Annotated in this window: 11 protein-coding genes; 4 read left to right on the top strand and 7 right to left on the bottom strand. The window is 75.7% G+C overall.

The window, feature by feature from the left end; translation table 11 throughout:
• Positions 1-14: 14 nt before the first annotated feature.
• From murJ to mutS, 4 genes are all read right to left on the bottom strand, one after another.
• Positions 15-1,559: a murein biosynthesis integral membrane protein MurJ gene (gene murJ / locus ET526_RS01360; RefSeq protein ID WP_192898641.1), complete on the bottom strand. Its 1,545-nt coding sequence runs from the start codon at positions 1,557-1,559 to the stop codon at positions 15-17.
• Between the two features lie 210 nt (positions 1,560-1,769).
• Complete coding sequence (locus tag ET526_RS01355) at positions 1,770-2,039, bottom strand: hypothetical protein (RefSeq protein ID WP_135465854.1); 270 nt, start codon at positions 2,037-2,039, stop codon at positions 1,770-1,772.
• A gap of 55 nt (positions 2,040-2,094) precedes the next feature.
• Positions 2,095-4,794 (bottom strand): [protein-PII] uridylyltransferase, encoded by a 2,700-nt coding sequence (locus tag ET526_RS01350; RefSeq protein WP_240048217.1) that lies wholly within the window; start codon positions 4,792-4,794, stop codon positions 2,095-2,097.
• Between the two features lie 107 nt (positions 4,795-4,901).
• Positions 4,902-7,682, bottom strand: a complete 2,781-nt coding sequence (mutS, locus tag ET526_RS01345; RefSeq protein ID WP_135465852.1) for a DNA mismatch repair protein MutS — start codon at positions 7,680-7,682, stop codon at positions 4,902-4,904.
• A gap of 191 nt (positions 7,683-7,873) precedes the next feature.
• Here mutS and ET526_RS01340 point away from each other — a divergent pair, with 191 nt between their 5' ends.
• Both ET526_RS01340 and ET526_RS01335 read left to right on the top strand, forming a co-directional pair.
• On the top strand, positions 7,874-10,189 hold the full coding sequence (locus tag ET526_RS01340; protein WP_192898639.1) for an NADP-dependent malic enzyme: 2,316 nt from the start codon (positions 7,874-7,876) through the stop codon (positions 10,187-10,189).
• Between the two features lie 298 nt (positions 10,190-10,487).
• Positions 10,488-10,778 carry a hypothetical protein gene (locus ET526_RS01335; protein ID WP_135465851.1) on the top strand — a complete coding sequence of 97 codons (291 nt, stop codon included), beginning with the start codon at positions 10,488-10,490 and terminating at the stop codon, positions 10,776-10,778.
• A gap of 239 nt (positions 10,779-11,017) precedes the next feature.
• On the opposite strand, the gene ET526_RS01330 is transcribed toward ET526_RS01335, so the two are convergent.
• Together ET526_RS01330 and ET526_RS01325 are read right to left on the bottom strand one after the other, a co-directional pair.
• Positions 11,018-12,079, bottom strand: coding sequence for an SAM-dependent methyltransferase (locus ET526_RS01330; protein ID WP_240048202.1), 1,062 nt, complete (start codon positions 12,077-12,079; stop codon positions 11,018-11,020).
• On the bottom strand, positions 12,076-13,434 hold the full coding sequence (locus ET526_RS01325) for a tripartite tricarboxylate transporter substrate-binding protein (RefSeq protein WP_240048201.1): 1,359 nt from the start codon (positions 13,432-13,434) through the stop codon (positions 12,076-12,078). The genes ET526_RS01330 and ET526_RS01325 overlap by 4 nt, the downstream gene beginning before the upstream one ends.
• A gap of 104 nt (positions 13,435-13,538) precedes the next feature.
• Here ET526_RS01325 and ET526_RS01320 point away from each other — a divergent pair, with 104 nt between their 5' ends.
• Entirely contained in the window at positions 13,539-15,725 is a 2,187-nt protein-coding gene (locus ET526_RS01320) for a tetratricopeptide repeat protein (protein WP_135465849.1), read from the top strand.
• A gap of 55 nt (positions 15,726-15,780) precedes the next feature.
• The gene (locus ET526_RS01315) at positions 15,781-16,182 is read left to right on the top strand and encodes a hypothetical protein (protein WP_135465848.1); all 402 of its coding nucleotides are present in this window, start codon (positions 15,781-15,783) and stop codon (positions 16,180-16,182) included.
• Between the two features lie 144 nt (positions 16,183-16,326).
• On the opposite strand, the gene ET526_RS01310 is transcribed toward ET526_RS01315, so the two are convergent.
• Positions 16,327-17,250 (bottom strand): AEC family transporter, encoded by a 924-nt coding sequence (locus tag ET526_RS01310; RefSeq protein ID WP_135465847.1) that lies wholly within the window; start codon positions 17,248-17,250, stop codon positions 16,327-16,329.
• Positions 17,251-17,255: the final 5 nt, after the last annotated feature.

The raw sequence follows: 17,255 nt of genomic DNA, 5'->3' as shown, positions 1-17,255 counted from the left end.
CCCAGGGGCGGCCTTCATCCCCGCCGGCGCCGGCGCAGCAGGCCCTTGAGCTCCCGCAGCTCCACCGCGCCGAGCAGGTGCGCGGCGGCGAAATAGGCCGCCATGCCCGCCGCGACGAGCAGCACGAGCCCCGCCGAGCGCGGCAGGCCGGGCAGCAGCAGGGGGAAGGCCGCCTGCATCCCCCACAGCAGCGCCGCCATCGCCGCCGCCGCCGCGAGCAGCCGCGGCGCCCGCCGCCGCAGCCGGCGGTCCGGCACCAGCGCCCCGCGCCGCGCCAGCAGCCAGGCCAGCGCCGCGGCGTTGAACCAGGCGGCGAGCGCGGTCGCCAGCGCCACACCGACATGCGAGAGGTAGCGCGTCAGGATCAGGTTCAGCGCCAGGTTCAGCGCCACCGCGGCGAGCCCCACCTTCACCGGGGCGGCGGTGTCGCCCCGGGCGAAGAAGCCGGGCGCGAACACCTTCACCAGCACATAGGCCGGCAGGCCGAGCGCGTAGGCGGCGAGCGCCGCCGCCGTCGCCTGCGCCTCCGGGATGCCGAAGGCGCCGCGGGCGAACAGCGTGTCGATGATCGGCAGCGCCGCCACCGCCTGGCCCGCCGCCGCCGGCAGGCAGAGCAGCAGCGACATCTCCATGGCCCGGTTCATGGTGCGGTGGGCGGACAGCCGCTCCCCCGCCCGGAGCTGGCGCGACAGCAGCGGCAGCAGCGCCGTGCCCACCGCCGCCCCGATCACGCCGAGCGGAAGCTGCCCCACCCGGTCGGCGTAGTAGAGGAAGGAGACGGCGCCGGCCGGCAGGAAGGAGGCGATGATCACGTCCACCGCCAGGTTGAGCTGCGTCACCCCGGCGCCGATCACGCCCGGCCCCATGCGCCGCAGCACCTCCCGCACCTCCGGCGCCAGCGCCGGCGGGCGCAGGATGTTCAGCGCCATCCCCGCCCGCGCCGCGGCCCAGAGCACGAGGCCGAGCTGCACCACCCCCGAGGCCAGGATCCCCCAGGAGAGGGCGTGCGCCGGCGTGGCGACATAGGGGGTGAGGCCGACCAGCGCCGCCATGGAGAGCAGGTTGAACATCACCGGCGCGGCGGCGGCGGCGGCGAAGCGGTCGAGCCCGTTCAGCACGCCCGAGACCAGGGCGGTGAGGCAGATGAACAGCAGGTAGGGGAAGGTGATCCGCGTCAGCTCGACGGCGAGGGCGAATTTCGCCGGCTCGGCGGCGAAGCCCGGGGCCAGCGCGTGCATGAGCTGGGGCATGAACAGCAGGCCGAGCACCACCAGCAGCGACAGCCAGAGCGTCATGATCGAGGCCATGCGCTCGGCCAGCAGCCGCGCCGCCTGCGGGCCCTGCACCACCAGCGCCCCGGCGAAGGCGGGCACGAAGGCGGCGTTGAACGCCCCCTCGCCGAACAGCCGGCGGAACAGGTTGGGCAGCTTCAGGGCCACGAAGAAGGCGTCGGCCATGGGGCCGGCGCCGAGTCGGGCCGCGATCAGCATGTCGCGGGCGAAGCCGAGCACGCGGCTGGCCATGGTCCAGCCGCCGACCGTGAGGACGCTTTTCAGCACGCGCGCGGCATAGCCGGGAACCATGGCGCAGGCGAGGCGCGGCATGGCCGCGGCGCGGCATTCCCCGCCGGCGTGGCGGATCGGCCGCAGCGCCGGCGCGGCTCATGCCGCGGCCCGACGCCGGGGCGCGCCATGCCGGCGGCCCCGGCGGCATCCGGGCGGGCGCGCCCGCTTCGGCGGGCGATCGTCGCGGCCCCGGCGCCGCTGGCGTCACTCCCGCGGCTGGGTGCCGGAATGGTCGCGGCTGCCGCCTCCGCTCGCCGGCGGGGCCTCCTCCGGCCCTGGGGGGGCGGCGCCGCCCTTGACCGGGATGTTCACCGGCCCGCCCGGCGCGGCGGGGTCGGTGCGGTTGGTGGAATCCTTGCGCTCGAACTCCGGGTACTGGTGCTCCGGCCGCTTGTCGCGCGCCGGCGCGTGCGGGCCGTGGCTGGAGTGGAGGTTCTCGTCGGGTTCCTTGTTGGTCCTGGGATCGGCGGGCATGGCGGCTCCGTGGGGCTGGTCGCGTCGCGGAAGAACGCGCGAGCCCCGCGCGGGATCAGGCGAGGGCCGCCGCCGCCCGGCTGCCCGCCGCGGCCTCCCCGCCGCCCGCCGCGGCCTCGGAGGGCGGCGCCAGGGCGGCCTCGATCGCCCGGCGCAGGGCGGCGAGGCGGCGCTCGTTCTCCACCTTCAGGCCGAACACGTCCTTCACGTAGAACACGTCCACCGCCCGCACGCCGTAGGTGGTGACGTGCGCGGAGGCGATCTGCAGCCCCTCGGCGCTGATCGCCGCCGTCACGTCGTGCAGCAGGCCGGGGCGGTCGCGCGCGTTCACCTCGATGATGGTGTGGGTGTTGGAGGCGTGGTTGTCGAACACCACCCGCGGCGGCACGGTGACGGCGCGCAGCCGCGCCGGCTCCCGCCGCACCTTGGCGATCTCCTCGGCGAGGCGGATGCGCCCGGAGAGCGACTGCTCGATCAGCACCGAGAGGCGGGCCAGGCGGTGCGGCGCGTCGAAGGCGCCCCCCGCCGCGTCCTGCACCCAGAAGGTGTCGAGCGCCATGCCGTTGGTGAGGGTGTGGATGCGCGCGTCCACGATGGAGGCGCCGGCCACCGCCAGCGCCCCGGCGATGCGGCTGAACAGGCCGGGATGGTCGGCGGCGTAGACCGTCACCTCGGTGACGGCGCGGGATTCCAGCACCCGCGTGCGCACGGTGAGCGGCGCCCCGGCGGCCTCCGCCTCGCGGATCATGGCGGCGTGGCGGGCATGGGTCTCGGGATCGAAGGAGAGCCAGTAGCCGGGATAGCCGAGGCCGAGGAAGGCCTCGCGGTCCTCCTCCGGCCAGGCGGCGAGCAGGGCGGCGGCGGCCTCGCGGGCGCGCGCCACGCGCACGTCCCGCTCCGGCACGGAGAGGCCGCCGGCCAGCACCTCGGCGACGCGCCAGTACACCTCGCGCAGCAGCGTCGCCTTCCAGCCGTTCCACACCTTGGGCCCGACGCCGCGCATGTCGGCCACCGTCAGCACCAGCAGCAGGCGGAGGCGCTCGGGCGACTGCACCAGGTCGGCGATGTCGAGGATGGTCTTGGGGTCCTCGATGTCGCGCTTGAAGGCGGTCTGGGACAGCAGCAGGTGGTGCAGCACCAGCCAGGAGACGGTCTCCGTCTCCTCCGGGCTGAGGCCGAGGCGGGGGCAGACCTCCTGGGCGATGCGCGCGCCGAGCTCGGAATGGTCGCCGCCGCGGCCCTTGGCGATGTCGTGCAGCAGGGCGGCGACGTAGAGGGCGCGGCGGGACTGCACGTGGCCGATGATCTCGGAGGCCACCGGCGCGATCTCGGCCAGCTCGCCGCGCTCGAGCTGCTGCAGGACGCCGATCACCTCGATCGTGTGCTCGTCCACGGTGAAGACGTGGTAGGTGTCGAACTGCATCAGCCCGACGATGCGCGCCCATTCCGGCAGGAAGCGGGAGAGGAACCCGGTCTCGTTCATCAGCCGCAGCCAGAGGGCGGCGTCGCGGCCGCTCAGCAGGTCGAGGAAGATGCGGTTCGCCTCCTCCTCCCCACGCAGCCGCGCCGCGTGGCCGGCGTGGCGGATCATGGCGCGGATCGCCAGCGGGTGGATCTCGAGCTTGCGGTCGCGCGCCGCCTTCAGGATGCGCAGCATCAGCACCGGCTCGCGCGAGAAGTCCCGGTTGGGGGGCGCGGCCACCAGCTTGCCGTCGGCGAAGGCGAGGCCCTGGCCGGCGAGCGCCGCGTCGCCCTCGCGCCGCCGCGCCGGCGGGCCGAGGGCGGCGCGCTCGATCGCGGGCTCGAGCACGCGCGTCAGCCGCAGCACGTCGCGCACCGTCAGGAACAGGTGCTTCATGAAGCGCTCGACGCCGTCCTGGCGGCCGTGCGGCGTGTAGCCCATGCGGGCGCCGACCACCGGCTGGAAGTCGAAAGTCAGGCGCTCCTCGGCGCGGCCGGCGACGTAGTGGAGGTGGAAGCGGACGGTCCAGAGGAAGTTCCAGGCGCGGCGGATGGCGCGCGCCTCGTGCTCGGTGAGCAGCCCGCCGCCCGGGCTGTCGGGGCCGACCAGGTCGGGCATCCGCTCGGTGCCGAAGGCGTAGCGGGCGAGCCAGTAGAGGGTCTGCAGGTCGCGCAGCCCGCCCCGCCCCTCCTTGATGTTCGGCTCGACGAGGTAGGGGCTGTCGCCGTAGCGGGCATGGCGTGCCGCGCGCTCGGCCCGCTTGGCGGCGAGGAAGGGGCTGAGCCCCTGCTGCCGCCGCATCGCCGCGAAGGCCTCCTGGAACTCGTCGAACAGGGCGCGGTCGCCGGCGAGCAGCCGGGCATCCACCAGCGCGGTCAGGATGGTGGTGTCGCGCCCCGCCGCCTCCAGGCAGGCGGGCACGCTGCGCGTGGCGTGGCCGACCTTCAGGCCGAGATCCCACAGCAGGTAGAGCAGGAACTCCACCAGCCGCTGCGCGCGCGGCCCAGCCTCCCCGCGGGTCAGGAACAGGAGGTCGATGTCCGAATGCGGCGCCAGCACGCCGCGGCCGTAGCCGCCGGTGGCGACCAGGGCGAAGGGCGGCTCCGCCCCGCGCGGGGGCACCATGGCGAGCGCGTAGGCGTGCAGCGCCTGCACCACGCCGTCCATCAGCGCCGCCAGCCAGCGCGCCGCGGCGAGGCCGGAGAGCTGGTGCGCCTCGAAGGCGTCCTGCACCCGCGCCTGGATGCGGCCGAGCTGGCCGCGCAGCAGGTCGAGCGCCTGCTCGCGCGGCATCGGCCCCTCCGTCAGGGCGGCGACGAGGTCCGGCACGACGATGGGCGGCTCGGCGAGCGCCGGGTGGCGCCCTTCCGGAGGTCTGGTCGAAGAGGCGGCCACGGCGGTCATCTCCCCGACACTAGACCGGTTGGCGCGTCGGCAACAGCACCCTCCAGCAGGCCGCGCAGCCGGTAGAGCGCCTCCAGCGCCTCCCGTGGCGCGAGCGTATCGGGGTCGAGCGCGGCGAGCGCGGCGAGAGCGGGATGCTCCGGCCCCGCGCCGCGCGCGCCGCCGGCGGCGCGCGCCACCGGAGCGTCATCCTCCCCGTCCCCGCGCACCCTCCGGGCGAAGAGCGGCAACTCGTCCGACAGCGGCTCGAGCCCCCGCGCGCGCGCCTCCAGCGCCGCCAGCACCTGGCCCGCGCGCGCCAGCACCGCGCGCGGCACGCCGGCAAGCCTCGCCACGTGAAGCCCCCAGCTCCGTTCCGCCGCGCCGGGCGCGACGCTGTGCAGGAACACCACCTCTCCCTTCCACTCCCGCACCCGCATGTGGGCGGGCGCCAGTTCCGGCAGCCGGCCCGCCAGCGCCGTCAGCTCGTGGAAATGGGTCGCGAAGATCGTGCGGCAGCGGATGCGGTCGTGCAGCGCCTCCAGCACCGCCCAGGCGATCGCCAGGCCGTCCCAGGTGGCGGTGCCGCGGCCGACCTCGTCCAGCACCACCAGGCTGCGCGGGCCCGCCTGGTTCAGGATCGCCGCCGTCTCGGCCATCTCCACCATGAATGTGGATCGCCCGCCGGCGATGTCATCGGCCGCGCCGACGCGGGAGAACAGCCGGTCCACGAGACCGATGCGCGCCGCCTCCGCCGGCACGAACAGCCCCGCCTGGGCGAGCACCGCCATCAGCGCGTTCTGGCGCAGGAAGGTGGACTTCCCCGCCATGTTCGGCCCGGTAAGCAGGCAGAGCCGCCGCCCCGGGGAGAGGTCGCAGTCGTTCGGCACGAAGGCGCCGCCCCGGCCGCGGCGCAGCGCCGCCGCCACCACCGGGTGGCGGCCGGCGGTGATGCGGAACTCCGGCCGCTCCACCATCTCCGGCCGGCACCAGCCCCCCTCGGCGGCGAGCTCGGCGGCGGCGGCATGCACGTCGAGTTCGGCCATGGCGGCGGCGGCGGCGGCGATGCCCGGCGCGGCGGCGAGCACCAGCTCGCGCAGGTGGCGCACGATCCGCCGCTCGCGCCGCGCCGCCTCCTCCGCCGCCTCGGCGAGGCGCCGGTCGAGTCCGGCGAGGGCGGCGCAGGTGAAGCGCTGCGCGTTCGCCATGCTCTGGCGGTGGATCGGGGCGAGTTCGCCGGTCGCGGCCGGCGGCGGCGCGCGCAGCAGCCGCTCCCCGGCGGCGGCGGGCAGCTCCGCCAGGTAGCCGAGCTGCTGGTGGTGGCGGATCTTCAGCGCCGCCACCCCCCAGGCCTCGGCGAGGTCGCGCTGCAGCGCCGCGATGGCGCCGCGCGCGTCGTCGCGCAGCCCGCGCAGCGCGTCGAGCTGCCCGTCATAGCCGGGGGCGACGATGCCGCCGTCCTCGATCCTGGCGGGCAGCGTCTCCGCCAGCGCGCGGGCGAGCTCCGGCGCCGGGTCGGGGGAGGGGCGGAGCGCCCGCGCGGCGGCGGCGAGCAGCGCCGGCAGCCCGGCGATCCCTGCCGGCGCCTCCAGCGAGGCGGCGATGCGGGCGGCGCGGGCGAGCCCGTCGCGGATCGCGGCCAGGTCGCGCGGCGCGAAGCGGTCGAGCGAGAGCCGGGCGAGGGCGCGGGCCATGTCCGGCGCGCCCCGCAGCGCCGCCCGCACCGCCCCGCGCAGCGCCGCATCGGCCAGCAGCGCGCCCACCGCGTCGTGCCGCGCGGCGATCGGGGCCGCCTCGGCCAGCGGGCAGGCGAGGCGGGCGGCGAGCTCCCGCGCCCCGGCGGCGGTCAGCGTGCGGTCCACGGCGCCGAGCAGGCAGTCGCGCGGCCCGCCGCGCGGGCCCTCGGGCGCGCCTTCGCGCGCGGGGCGCAGGATCTCCAGGCTGCGGCGGGTGGGGGCGTCCATCGCCAGCACGCCCTGCCCGCCACGCGGGCGGGGATGGGACAGGCGGGGCAGGGCGCCGCGCTGGGTGGCGCGGACGTAGTCCACCGCCATGGCGGCGGCGGCGAGCTCGGCCGGCGCGAACTCCCCGAACCCCTCCAGCGTGGCGAGGCCGAAGGTCTCGGCGAGGCGCCGCGCCCCGTCCCGCGGCGCCGGCGCCTCGCTCACCGGCGGGCCGGCGGCGAGCGCCGGGTCGGCGGCGAGCGGGCCGGGGGCCAGCACCTCGGCCGGTTCCAGCCGGGCGAGCAGGGCGGCGAGCTCGGCGCGGGGCAGCGCCTCGGTCTCGAAGGCGCCGGTCGAGATGTCGAGCCAAGCGGCGCCGACCATGCCGCCTTCCCCCGGGGCGAGGGCGAGCAGCCAGGCCGGCCGCGCCGCCTCGAGCAGCGCCTCCTCGGTCACCGTGCCGGGGGTGACGAGGCGCACCACCTCGCGCCGGATGGTGGGGGCGCGGCGGCGCTTCGCCTCCTCGGGCGTCTCCATCTGCTCGCAGATCGCCACCCGGAAGCCGCGGCGGATCAGGCGGGCGAGGTAGCCCTCGTGGCTATGCGCGGGCACGCCGCACATCGGGATCGGCACGCCCTGGTGTTCGCCGCGATGGGTGAGGGCGATGTCGAGCGCCTCGGCGGCGGCCTCGGCGTCGGCGAAGAACAGCTCGAAGAAGTCGCCCATGCGGAAGAACAGCAGCGCGTCCGGGTGCTCGGCCTTGGCGGCGAACCACTGCGCCATGGCGGGGGAGGCTCCCTCGGCGGAGGGAAGGCGGTCCGTCGCCGGGCGGGAGGCGGGCGGGGGGCTCTGCATCGGGGCCTTCCTCTAGAGCACATGGCGCAGGGCTGAACAGCCGGGAGCGCGGCCCCGCCCGCGGCGGACCGGGACCGCCGCCGCGGGGGCAACGCGTCGGACTTTGCGAACCGCCCGCGGCCTGCGAGGATGGCGCCCCAAAAACGGGAGGCGGCGCGATCGCCGCCCCGCTTCGAGAGGCGGAGCTGACCATGGACGACGCGCGGAAGGGCGAGCTGCACCCCGGCGGGCTGGCGGATGGGCGGACGGCGCGCGTGACGCCGGAGGAGGCGCTGGCGCTGCACGCCGAGGGACGCCCGGGCAAGCTGGAGATCCGGCTGACCAAGCCGCTGATCACCGCCCGCGACCTCAGCCTCGCCTACTCCCCGGGCGTGGCCGAGCCGTGCCTGCACATCGCGCGCGACCCGAGCCTCGCCTACGACTACACGAGCCGCGGCAATTTTGTCGCCGTGGTATCGAACGGGACGGCCGTGCTCGGCCTCGGCAACCTGGGCGCGCTGGCGTCGAAGCCGGTGATGGAGGGCAAGGTCGCGCTGTTCAAGCGCTTCGCCGACGTGGACGGGATGGACCTCTGCGTCGCCACCGAGGACGTGGACGAGTTCGTCAACGCGGTGCGCTTCCTCGCTCCCTCCTTCGGCGGCATCAACCTCGAGGACATCAAGGCGCCCGAGTGCTTCGTCATCGAGCAGCGGCTGCGCGAGCTGATGGACATCCCGGTGTTCCACGACGACCAGCACGGCACCGCGATCGTCGCCGCCGCCGGGCTGATCAACGCCGCGCACCTGACCGGGCGCGACCTCGCCGAGACCAGGCTCGTCATCAACGGCGCCGGCGCCGCCTCCATCGCCTGCGCCGAGCTGCTGAAGGCGATGGGGATGCGGCCCGAGAACATCGTCATGTGCGACACCAAGGGGGTGATCTGGCGGGGCCGCACCGAGGGCATGAACCAGTGGAAATCCGCCCACGCGGTCGAGACCAGGGCGCGGACCCTGGCGCAGGCGCTGGAGGGGGCGGACGTGTTCTTCGGCCTCTCGGTCAAGGGCGCGGTGACGCGGGAGATGGTGCGCGCCATGGCGGACAAGCCGATCATCTTCGCCATGGCCAACCCCGACCCCGAGATCACGCCGGAGGAGGCGAAGGCGGCGCGGCCCGACTGCATCGTGGCCACGGGCCGCTCCGACTACCCGAACCAGGTGAACAACGTCCTCGGCTTCCCCTTCATCTTCCGCGGCGCGCTGGACGTGCGCGCGAGCACGATCAACGACGCGATGAAGATCGCCGCCGCGCGCTCCCTGGCGCTGCTCGCGCGGGAGGATGTGCCGGAGGAGGTGAACACGGCGGGCGCCGGCAAGTCCCTGCGCTACGGGCCGGACTACATCATCCCCAACGCCTTCGACCCGCGGCTGATCTCGCGCGTGCCGGTCGCGGTGGCCAAGGCGGCGATGGACAGCGGCGTCGCCCGCAAGCCGATCATGGATCTCGGCCGCTACGCGCGCAGCCTGGCGGGCCGGCTCGACCCCACCGCCAACGCGCTCGAGCTGATCACCGAGCGGGTGCGGGCCAACCCGAAGAAGGTGGTGTTCGCCGAGGGCGAGGAGGAGGTGGTGATCCGCGCCGCCATCGCCTTCCGCAACAGCGGCTACGGCACCCCGGTGCTGGTCGGGCGCGAGGAGCGGATCCACGCCACCGTGGCCGGGCTCGGCCTGCCGCTGCCGGAGGGGATCGAGATCCGCAACGCCCGCATCTCGGAGAGCAACCGCCGCTACGCGGACTTCCTCTACGCCAAGCGTCAGCGCGAGGGCTTCCTGTTCCGCGACTGCCAGCGCCTGGTCAACCAGGACCGCAACGTCTTCGCCGCCTGCATGGTCGCCCTCGGCGACGCCGACGCCATGGTCACCGGCGCGACGCGCAGCTACTCGGTGGCGCTCGAGGGCGTGCGCATGGCGATCGACCCGGCGCCGGGGGAGATCCTGTTCGGCCTGACACTGCTGCTCGCCCGTGTCTCCGGCACCGTGCTGGTCGCCGACACCGCGATCCACGAGCGGCCGGATGCGGCGACGCTGGCCGAGATCGCGGTGCAATCCGCCGCCGCTGCGCGGCGCCTCGGGCACGAGCCGCGGGTCGCCTTCCTCTCCTTCTCGAGCTTCGGGGACCCCAAGGGGGTGATCCCGGGCTCGCTCCGCGAGGCGGTGAAGCTGCTCGACCAGCGCAAGGTGGATTTCGAGTACGACGGCGAGATGGCGGCGGACGTGGCGCTCGACCCGCAGCTCCGGGCGCGGCTCTACCCCTTCTGCCGCCTGACCGGCCCGGCCAACGTGCTGGTCATGCCGGGGCTGCACGCGGCGCACATCCTGACGCGGGCGACGCCGAGGCTGACCAGCGCCACCACCATCGGGCCGCTGCTGATGGGCATGGGGGCGCCGGTGCAGATCGTGCCGACCGATGCCGGGGTGAACCAGCTCCTCGACATGGCCTGCCTCGCTGCCCACGCCGCCATCGCGCGGTAGGGCGCGCGGGTCCCGTTCAGGTGGCCTCATCCGGCGGATGAGGTCACCTTCATGCCAGCGGCCGGAGGCCCGGCGCATCCGGGCAGGCGCGGCCCCGGCGCCGGTCTTCGCGCGGTGCCGCCGGCGCCACCAGCGGGCCGGAGCATGTGCCGTGGGCCGGCGCGGTGCCCGCCTGCCCCGAGAAGGGGGAGGGCAGATTTCCGGTTGTATAACTTATTTATGTTGCAACCTACGCTTGGCCGGTCCATCAATGGCTGGGCTCTCCGCCCGCCTGAGCCCAGCCGCGCCGGGTCCCGACATGCCCCTCTGCCTCGTCCTGCACGAACTGGACCCTCCCTCGCCGGAGGCCGAGCAGGTGTTCTTCCACGCCGTGTTCGAGATCGCGCCCGAGCACTGGCGCCTGACCGAGGGGGCGACCCTGGTGGCGACCGGGGTTTCGCCCGGCTATCTGCTCGACCATCTGCGCCGTGCCATGCGCCACGCCAGGCTGTCGCTCCGGCTGCTGCTGGTCACGCCTGTCGGCAACGACTTGGCCGCGCATGGCCTGCCGCCCGAGGGGGAGAGCTGGATCCGGGAGGCGGCGGGCTGACGCGGCCACGGGCGCCGCGCTGCGCCGGCGGACCGTTCCGGAGCGGCCCCGCTCACCCCCGGCCGCGCATGTAGCGGCGCTCGGGGCGGTAGCGGAGCCAGTGGCGGAGACGGTCGAGCAGGGCGGCCAGCATCATGCGCATCCGGCGATCTCGGCGTTCGGCGTAACGACGCGGCCCCGGCACGGAGGTTCCCCGCCGGGCGCCTCGGCAGGTATCCAACCGCTTCGTTATGGCGCGGTTAAGGCGCCGGACGCCGCGCCCGCACCACAATCCCCACCGAGGTGACCGGATAGCCGTCCAGCGCCAGGCGGAGATGCGGCGCCTCCACCACTCCGAAGGGAGAGGCGGCCTCGTGCGGGAAGGGGGGCAGGTCCACGAGGCGGTCCAGCACCCCCGTGCCGGGATGCGAATCGAGGCGCAGCATCCGGTGCCCCGTCGCGGCCAGCCGCGCCGCCAGCCGGTCGAGGTGGCGGCGCTGGTAGAGCACGGTCGGGCCGCGCTCGATCGTGCCGCCCTCCGCGTCGAGGTTGAACTCCGTCGTGTGCACCGCGACCCCGCCGGGCCGGAGGCAGCGCATCGCCTCGACCACGAAATCCTCGCCGCGCTCCAGCGAGCCCAGATGCTCGAGCGAGCAGACCGACCACAGGAAGTCGAAGCGGCCCCGCTTCAGATCCTCCGGGATCGCGTTCATGTCCACCGCGCGGTGGCGCACGAGGCGGGCGAACGCCTCCTCCCCCACCAGGTGCGGCTGGAACAGCTTGTCGCTGGCCGGGGCGTGCTGGCCAGTCTCGATCCACTCCCGCGCCCTGGCATCGGCCGGGTCGAGGTCGGTCGCCAGCACCTCGATGCCGAGGCCGGCGAAGAAGGCGGGCAGCCATTCCCGCCCCACTGCGAAGCCGAGGGCGCGCCTGCCGGGGGCGAGCATCCCCGCCTCCCACAGCGCCTGCAGCACGAAGCAGTCCTCCCACACCTTGCGGTGGTAGGACGGCACCATGCGCAGCCGCCCGCACCAGTGGCGCAGCCAGTCATGCTCGATGTCGGCCTGGCGGCAGACGCGGCTGGTCAGGCCGATGCGGAGCGGCGCGGCGGGCAGCGCCGCCTCGGGGCCGGCCAGCCCCTCGGCGTAGCGTCGGCGCGCGATCTCGCTCGCCAGCACCTTCACGTTCCAGCGCAGCAGCGCATCCTCGCGCGAGTCGCGCGGCGGCGCCCGGTCCTCCCGCGCCGCGCGCGGGCGCGGCAGCAGCCGCCGCAGCCAGGTGGGAAGCCCCGCCGCGCCGGGGCTGGCGACGCGCCGGCTCAACTGTCGAGCCGGATGCCGAGCTCGCGGATCAGCGGCCGCCAGAGGGCGCTTTCCCGGCGCACGAACTCCTGGAACGCCTCCGGGTCGAGCGGCGCGTCCTCGATGCCGAGGTCGCGGAAGCGCGCCTGCACCTCCTCCGCGGCCACGCCGGCGAGCAGCGCCTCGTGCAGCCGCGCCAGCACCGGCGCGGGCGTGCCGGCCGGCACGCTCACCCCCTGCCAGCCATAGGCCACCGCCTCGGGGTGGCCGAGTTCGCGCAGCGTCGGCACCTCCGGCGCGCGGGGGCTGCGCCGCTCGCCCAGCACGCAAAGCGCCCGCACCTTGCCGTCGCGGATGAAGGGCAGGCCGGTGGAGGTGTCGATGCACACCACCTCCAGCGCGCCGCCGAGCAGGTCGTGCATCGCCGCCGGCCCGCCGCGATAGGGCACGTGGGTGGCGACGAGGCCGGTGCGGCGCTTGACCATCTCCATCGCCAGGTGGTGCGGCGAGGCGACGGCGGGCGAGCCGTAATTCGGCGCCTGCACCTTCGAGCGCGCGACCAGGTCGGCGAAGTCCCGTGCCGGGTTGTCCGGCCGCACCACGATGAACAGCGGGAAGCGGCCGATGAAGCCCACCCCCTGGAAGTCGCGGTCCGGATCGTAGGGTAGCCGGGCGTAGAGGGCGGGGTTGTAGACCAGGATGCCGTTGTCCACGGTGAGCAGGGTGTGGCCGTCGGGCGCGGCGCGGGCCACCGTCTCGCTCGCCACCACCGCGCCGCCGCCCGGGCGGTTCTCCACCACCACCGGCTGGCCGAGGCTCACCGCCATCTGCGCGGCGATGAGGCGCGCGAAGAGGTCGGAGGCGCCACCCGGCGGGTAGCCCACCACCCAGCGCAGCGGCCGCTCCGGGAAGCGCGCCTGCGCGCGCGCCGTGCCCGCGGCAAGCCCCGCCGCCGCCATGCCTCCGATCAGCCCGCGTCGTCCCAGCATCGTGCCGCCCGCCCCGGTGGAATCGGGCTGCATCATAGGGGCTGCGCGGGCCGCGTCACCGGGGATGTCGGGCGTCACGGCGGGGCGAACTTCCTTGACCGGACGCGCCTGCTGCCTGCGGCGGCCGAGGCGGCGGAAGTGGCGGGCGATGGTGGTGCTGCGGCCGTAGTGTTCGGGCCGGGCGCGCCAGGGCGGGCCGGTGGTGGCGGCGCGCAGCCTGGCGTCGAGGCGGGGGCGCGGATCGGTGCCGAGGGGGCGGCCCGGGCGGCGCTCGTGGCGGCGGAAGGGGCGGAGCGCCTGCCACTCGGCGCGGAGAGCGGGGTCCAGGGCCGGCGGGGGTGAAGCGGCGCATCGGCGGGGCTCCCTGTGCGGCGGTGCGGCGCGCACAAACACCGAACATTAGCCGCGCGCAAGAAAAACCGACGGTCACGCCACGCTTGCCGCGGCGCCGCGCGCCGCGCGAGGATGCCGCAAGGCGGGGGGAGGCGCGGATGGACGAGCGCTACGACCTCGGCGGCCAGTATTTCGGCTCGGTCTTCGTGAAGTGCAGCTTCGCGGGGCCGCCGCCCCCCTGGGCAGTGGCGGAGGATCGGCTGCGCGCCGCGCTCGCCCTGCTGGCGGCGATGCCGACCGACCGCGTGCCGGGGCCGGGGGCGCTGCCCGCGGGCTCCTGGGTGCCGCACGCGCCGAACCCGCTCTTCGTCGGGCGCGAGGCGGAGCTGCGCGCGGTGGCGGCGGCGCTGCGGCAGAAGGAGGCGGCGGCGCTCTGCCCGCCCGTCGGGCTCTCCGGCATCGGCGGGGTGGGGAAGAGCCAGATCGCGGCGGAGGCGGCGCACCGCTTCGGCCCCTGGTTCGCCGGCGGGGTGTTCTGGCTGGACTGCGCCGAGCCGGCCTCGATCGACGCGCAGGTGGCCCGCCTCGGCGCCGAGGCGGCGCTGGAGGCGCCGGAGGGCTTCGCCGCGCTGACGCTGGAGGAGCAGTGCGCGCTGGTGCTGCGGCTGTGGCGCAGCCCGCTGCCGCGCCTGCTGGTGTTCGACAATCTGGAGGAGGATGCGCTGCTGCACGCGCTGCGGCCGAAGCAGGGCGGCTGCCGCGTGCTGGTGACGAGCCGGCGCGGCGAATGGTCGGCGGCGCACGGGCTGCTTCCGGTGCCGGTGGAGACGCTGCCGCGGGCGGAGAGCGTGGCGCTGCTCGGCCGGTTCCGCCCCGACCTGATGCCGGGTCAGGCGGCGCTCGATGCGGTCGCGGAGGCGCTGGGCGACCTGCCGCTGGCGCTGCACCTGGCCGGTGCCTTCCTGCGCGAGAACCGGCGGGACGAGACGGGCGAGCCGGCGCGCTACCTGGCGGCGCTCCGCGCGCGGGGGCTGGAGGAGCCCTCCCTCGCCGGGGTGCCCGGCGCCTCCGGCGTGGCGGACATCTCGCCCACCGGGCATGACCGGCACGTGGCGCGCAGCTTCGCGCTGAGCTGGAACCGCCTGGACCCGGCGGCGCCGGTGGACGCGCTGGCGCGGCGGGTGCTGGCCTGCGCCGCCTGGATGGCGCCGCGGGTGCCAATCCCGCGCGCGGTGCTGGCGCGGGCGGTGCGGGCGCTGGCGGGCGACGAGGCGGCGCCGGTCGGGCAGGCGCTGGCGCGGCTCGCGGCGCTCGGGCTGGTGACGGAGGAGGCGGCGGGCGAGCCGGTGCTGCACCGGCTGGTGGCGGCCTTCGTCCTGGCGCGGGCGGAGGAGGCGGAGGCGGCGCGGGCGGCGTGCGGGAGGGCGTTGGGCGAGGCGCTGTTCGCGGCCAACGAGACCGGCCTGCCGGCGAGGGCGCTTCCCCTCGCGCCGCACGCCGTGCATCTCCTGGCCGGGTTCGAGGCCGGGGCGGCACCGGGCTGGCTCGCGCCGCTGCTGAACAATCTGGGCTCCCATGAGCGCCTGCGCGGCGACCTCGCCGGGGCGCGCGCGCGCTTCGAGCGGGCGCTGGCGATCGATTGCGCCGCCCTCGGCGAGCAGCACCCGAACGTCGCGGTCCGGCGCAACAACCTCGCCCTCGTGCTGCAGGACCTTGGCGACCTCGCCGGGGCGCGCGCGCAGTTCGAGCGGGCGCTGGCGATCGACCGCGCCGCCTTCGGCGAGCAGCATCCGAGACTCGCGATCCGACTCAACAACCTTGCCCTGGTGCTGCGCGAGCAGGGCGACCTCGCCGGGGCGCGGGCGCGCTTCGAGCGGGCGCTGGCGATCGACCGCGCCGCCTTCGGCGAGCAGCATCCGACCATCGCCATCCGGCTCAGCAACCTCGCCGCCGTGCTGCGGGCGCAGGGCGACCTCGCCGAGTCGCAGGCGCGCGCCGAGCAGGCGCTGGCGATCTTCCGCGCCGCCCTCGGCGAGGAGCACCCGAATGTCGCCGTGGGCCTCAACAACCTTGCCGAGGGGCTGCGCATGCAAGGCGACCTCGCCGGGGCGCGCGCATGCTTCGAGCAGGCGCTGGCGATCGATTGCGCCACCCTCGGCGAGGAGCACCCGAACGTCGCGGTCCGGCGCAACAACCTCGCCCTCGTGCTGCAGGACCTTGGCGACCTCGCCGGGGCGCGCGCGCAGTTCGAGCGGGCGCTGGCGATCTTCGTCCGCGCGCTGGGGCCGGAGCACCCGAGGACGCGGACGGTACGCGGCAACCTGGACGCCCTGCCCCGCGCCTGAGGCGCAAGCCCGCGCGCCCGGCCGTTCCGGGCGCCGACCACAGAGAGGAGCCCCGATGCCCGAACCCCCGCCCGCCGGCCCCGGCGAGAGCTACACCTTCTCCGGCACCTTCCACGGCCCGGTCTTCGTCAGAAACACCTTCCAGCAGGCGGTGACCATCGCCGCCGGGCTGCCGGCCGCGCCGGAGCAGCGGCAGGCGCTGGAGAAGGCGCTGGCCGAGCTCGCGGCGCTGCTCGAGACGCTGCCGGAGGCGCAGCAGCCGCTGGCCAAGGAGGCGGCGGAGAGCGCCAGGAAGGTGGTGGAGGCGGCGAAGCCCGAGGGGCAGCAGGGCTTCTTCGCCGTCGCCGCGAAGACGCTGCGCGGCTGGGCGGAGGAGATCGGCAAGACCGCCCCCGCCGTCATTGCCGCCGCCGAGGCGGTGATCCTGCTCGTCGGGAAGATCCGCGGCTGGGTGTAGCGCCCGATCCGCGCAGGCGGGAGCGCCGGAGCGGTGAACCGGCCGCCCTTCCTCGGGCGGACGCGCGATCCGTCAAGACGGATCGCGCTGCAGCCGCCGGCGCGGGCGGGGAGCGGCGAAGGCTTCGGCCCTCCGCGGTCTGCCCTATCCGCCGGCGCCGAGCAGCGCGATCCACAGCGGCAGGGTGAGCATCGCCAGCAGGTGCTCGGTGGTGATCAGCGCCGCCATCAGCGGCGCGTCCCCGCCCATGGCGCGGGTCATCACGTAGCTGGTGGTCGCCGTCGGCAGCGCCATGAACACCAGCGCCACGGCGAGCGGCAGCGGGTCGAGGCCGAGGGCGCGGCCGAGGGCGAGGGTCATCGCCGGCACCACCACGAGCTTCACGAGGCAGGTCGCCGCCTGCAGGCCCGGCCGCCCGCGCAGCGCCCCCCAGGTGAGCGCCGCGCCGACGCAGAGCAGGCCGAGCGCGATCGCCGCCTGGCCGAGCGCGCGCAGCAGCGGCTGCACCCCGGGCGGCAGCCCGCCCAGCGCCGCCGCCGCGAAGCCGGCGAGGCAGCCGAGGATCAGCGGGTTCGCCAGCACCTGCCCCAGCACCCGCAGCGGCGAGACCCGCCCGGCCCCGTCCCGGCCGAGCGCGAAGGCGAGCACCGTCACCGCCTGCACCATCGGCACGATCAGCCCCGTCGCCACCGCCCCGAGCGCGGTGCCGGGGGCGCCGTAGATGCCGCCCACCACGGCGAAGCCCATCAGGTTGTTGAAGCGGATGCCGCCCTGCAGCACCGAGGTCATGGAGGCGTGGGAGAGGGCGAAGGCGCGCGCGAGCAGCAGGCTCGCCGCCGTGCCGCCGAGCAGCGCCAGCCAGATCGCCACCGCCATGCGCCCGAGCGGCAGGGCGGCGAGGTCCACCGAGGCGATCGCCGAGGCGAGCAGCGCCGGCATCAGCACCCAGAACACCAGCCGCTCGATGCCGGCCCACAGCGCCTCCTCGCGCAGCAGGCGGCGGCGCAGCAGGGCGCCGAGGGCGAGCAGGCCGAAGGCCGGCACGAAGGCGTCGAGATAGGGGGCCACGGAGG

Origin of the sequence: Crenalkalicoccus roseus, from assembly GCF_004761865.1 — a bacterium.
In the GTDB taxonomy this organism is placed as follows: domain Bacteria; phylum Pseudomonadota; class Alphaproteobacteria; order Acetobacterales; family Acetobacteraceae; genus Crenalkalicoccus; species Crenalkalicoccus roseus.
This window is presented reverse-complemented; position numbering and strand designations above follow the sequence as displayed.

What these genes read in the sequence shown, in the direction of transcription:
- mutS (WP_135465852.1), bottom strand. Translation starts at nt 7,682, where the DNA reads ATGCAGAGCCCCCCGCCCGCCTCCCGCCCGGCGACGGACCGCCTTCCC.
- ET526_RS01350 (WP_240048217.1), bottom strand. Translation starts at nt 4,794, where the DNA reads ATGCCGCGCGAGCAGGCGCTCGACCTGCTGCGCGGCCAGCTCGGCCGC.
- ET526_RS01335 (WP_135465851.1), top strand. Translation starts at nt 10,488, where the DNA reads ATGCCCCTCTGCCTCGTCCTGCACGAACTGGACCCTCCCTCGCCGGAG.
- ET526_RS01315 (WP_135465848.1), top strand. Translation starts at nt 15,781, where the DNA reads ATGCCCGAACCCCCGCCCGCCGGCCCCGGCGAGAGCTACACCTTCTCC.
- ET526_RS01320 (WP_135465849.1), top strand. Translation starts at nt 13,539, where the DNA reads ATGGACGAGCGCTACGACCTCGGCGGCCAGTATTTCGGCTCGGTCTTC.
- ET526_RS01355 (WP_135465854.1), bottom strand. Translation starts at nt 2,039, where the DNA reads ATGCCCGCCGATCCCAGGACCAACAAGGAACCCGACGAGAACCTCCAC.
- ET526_RS01340 (WP_192898639.1), top strand. Translation starts at nt 7,874, where the DNA reads ATGGACGACGCGCGGAAGGGCGAGCTGCACCCCGGCGGGCTGGCGGAT.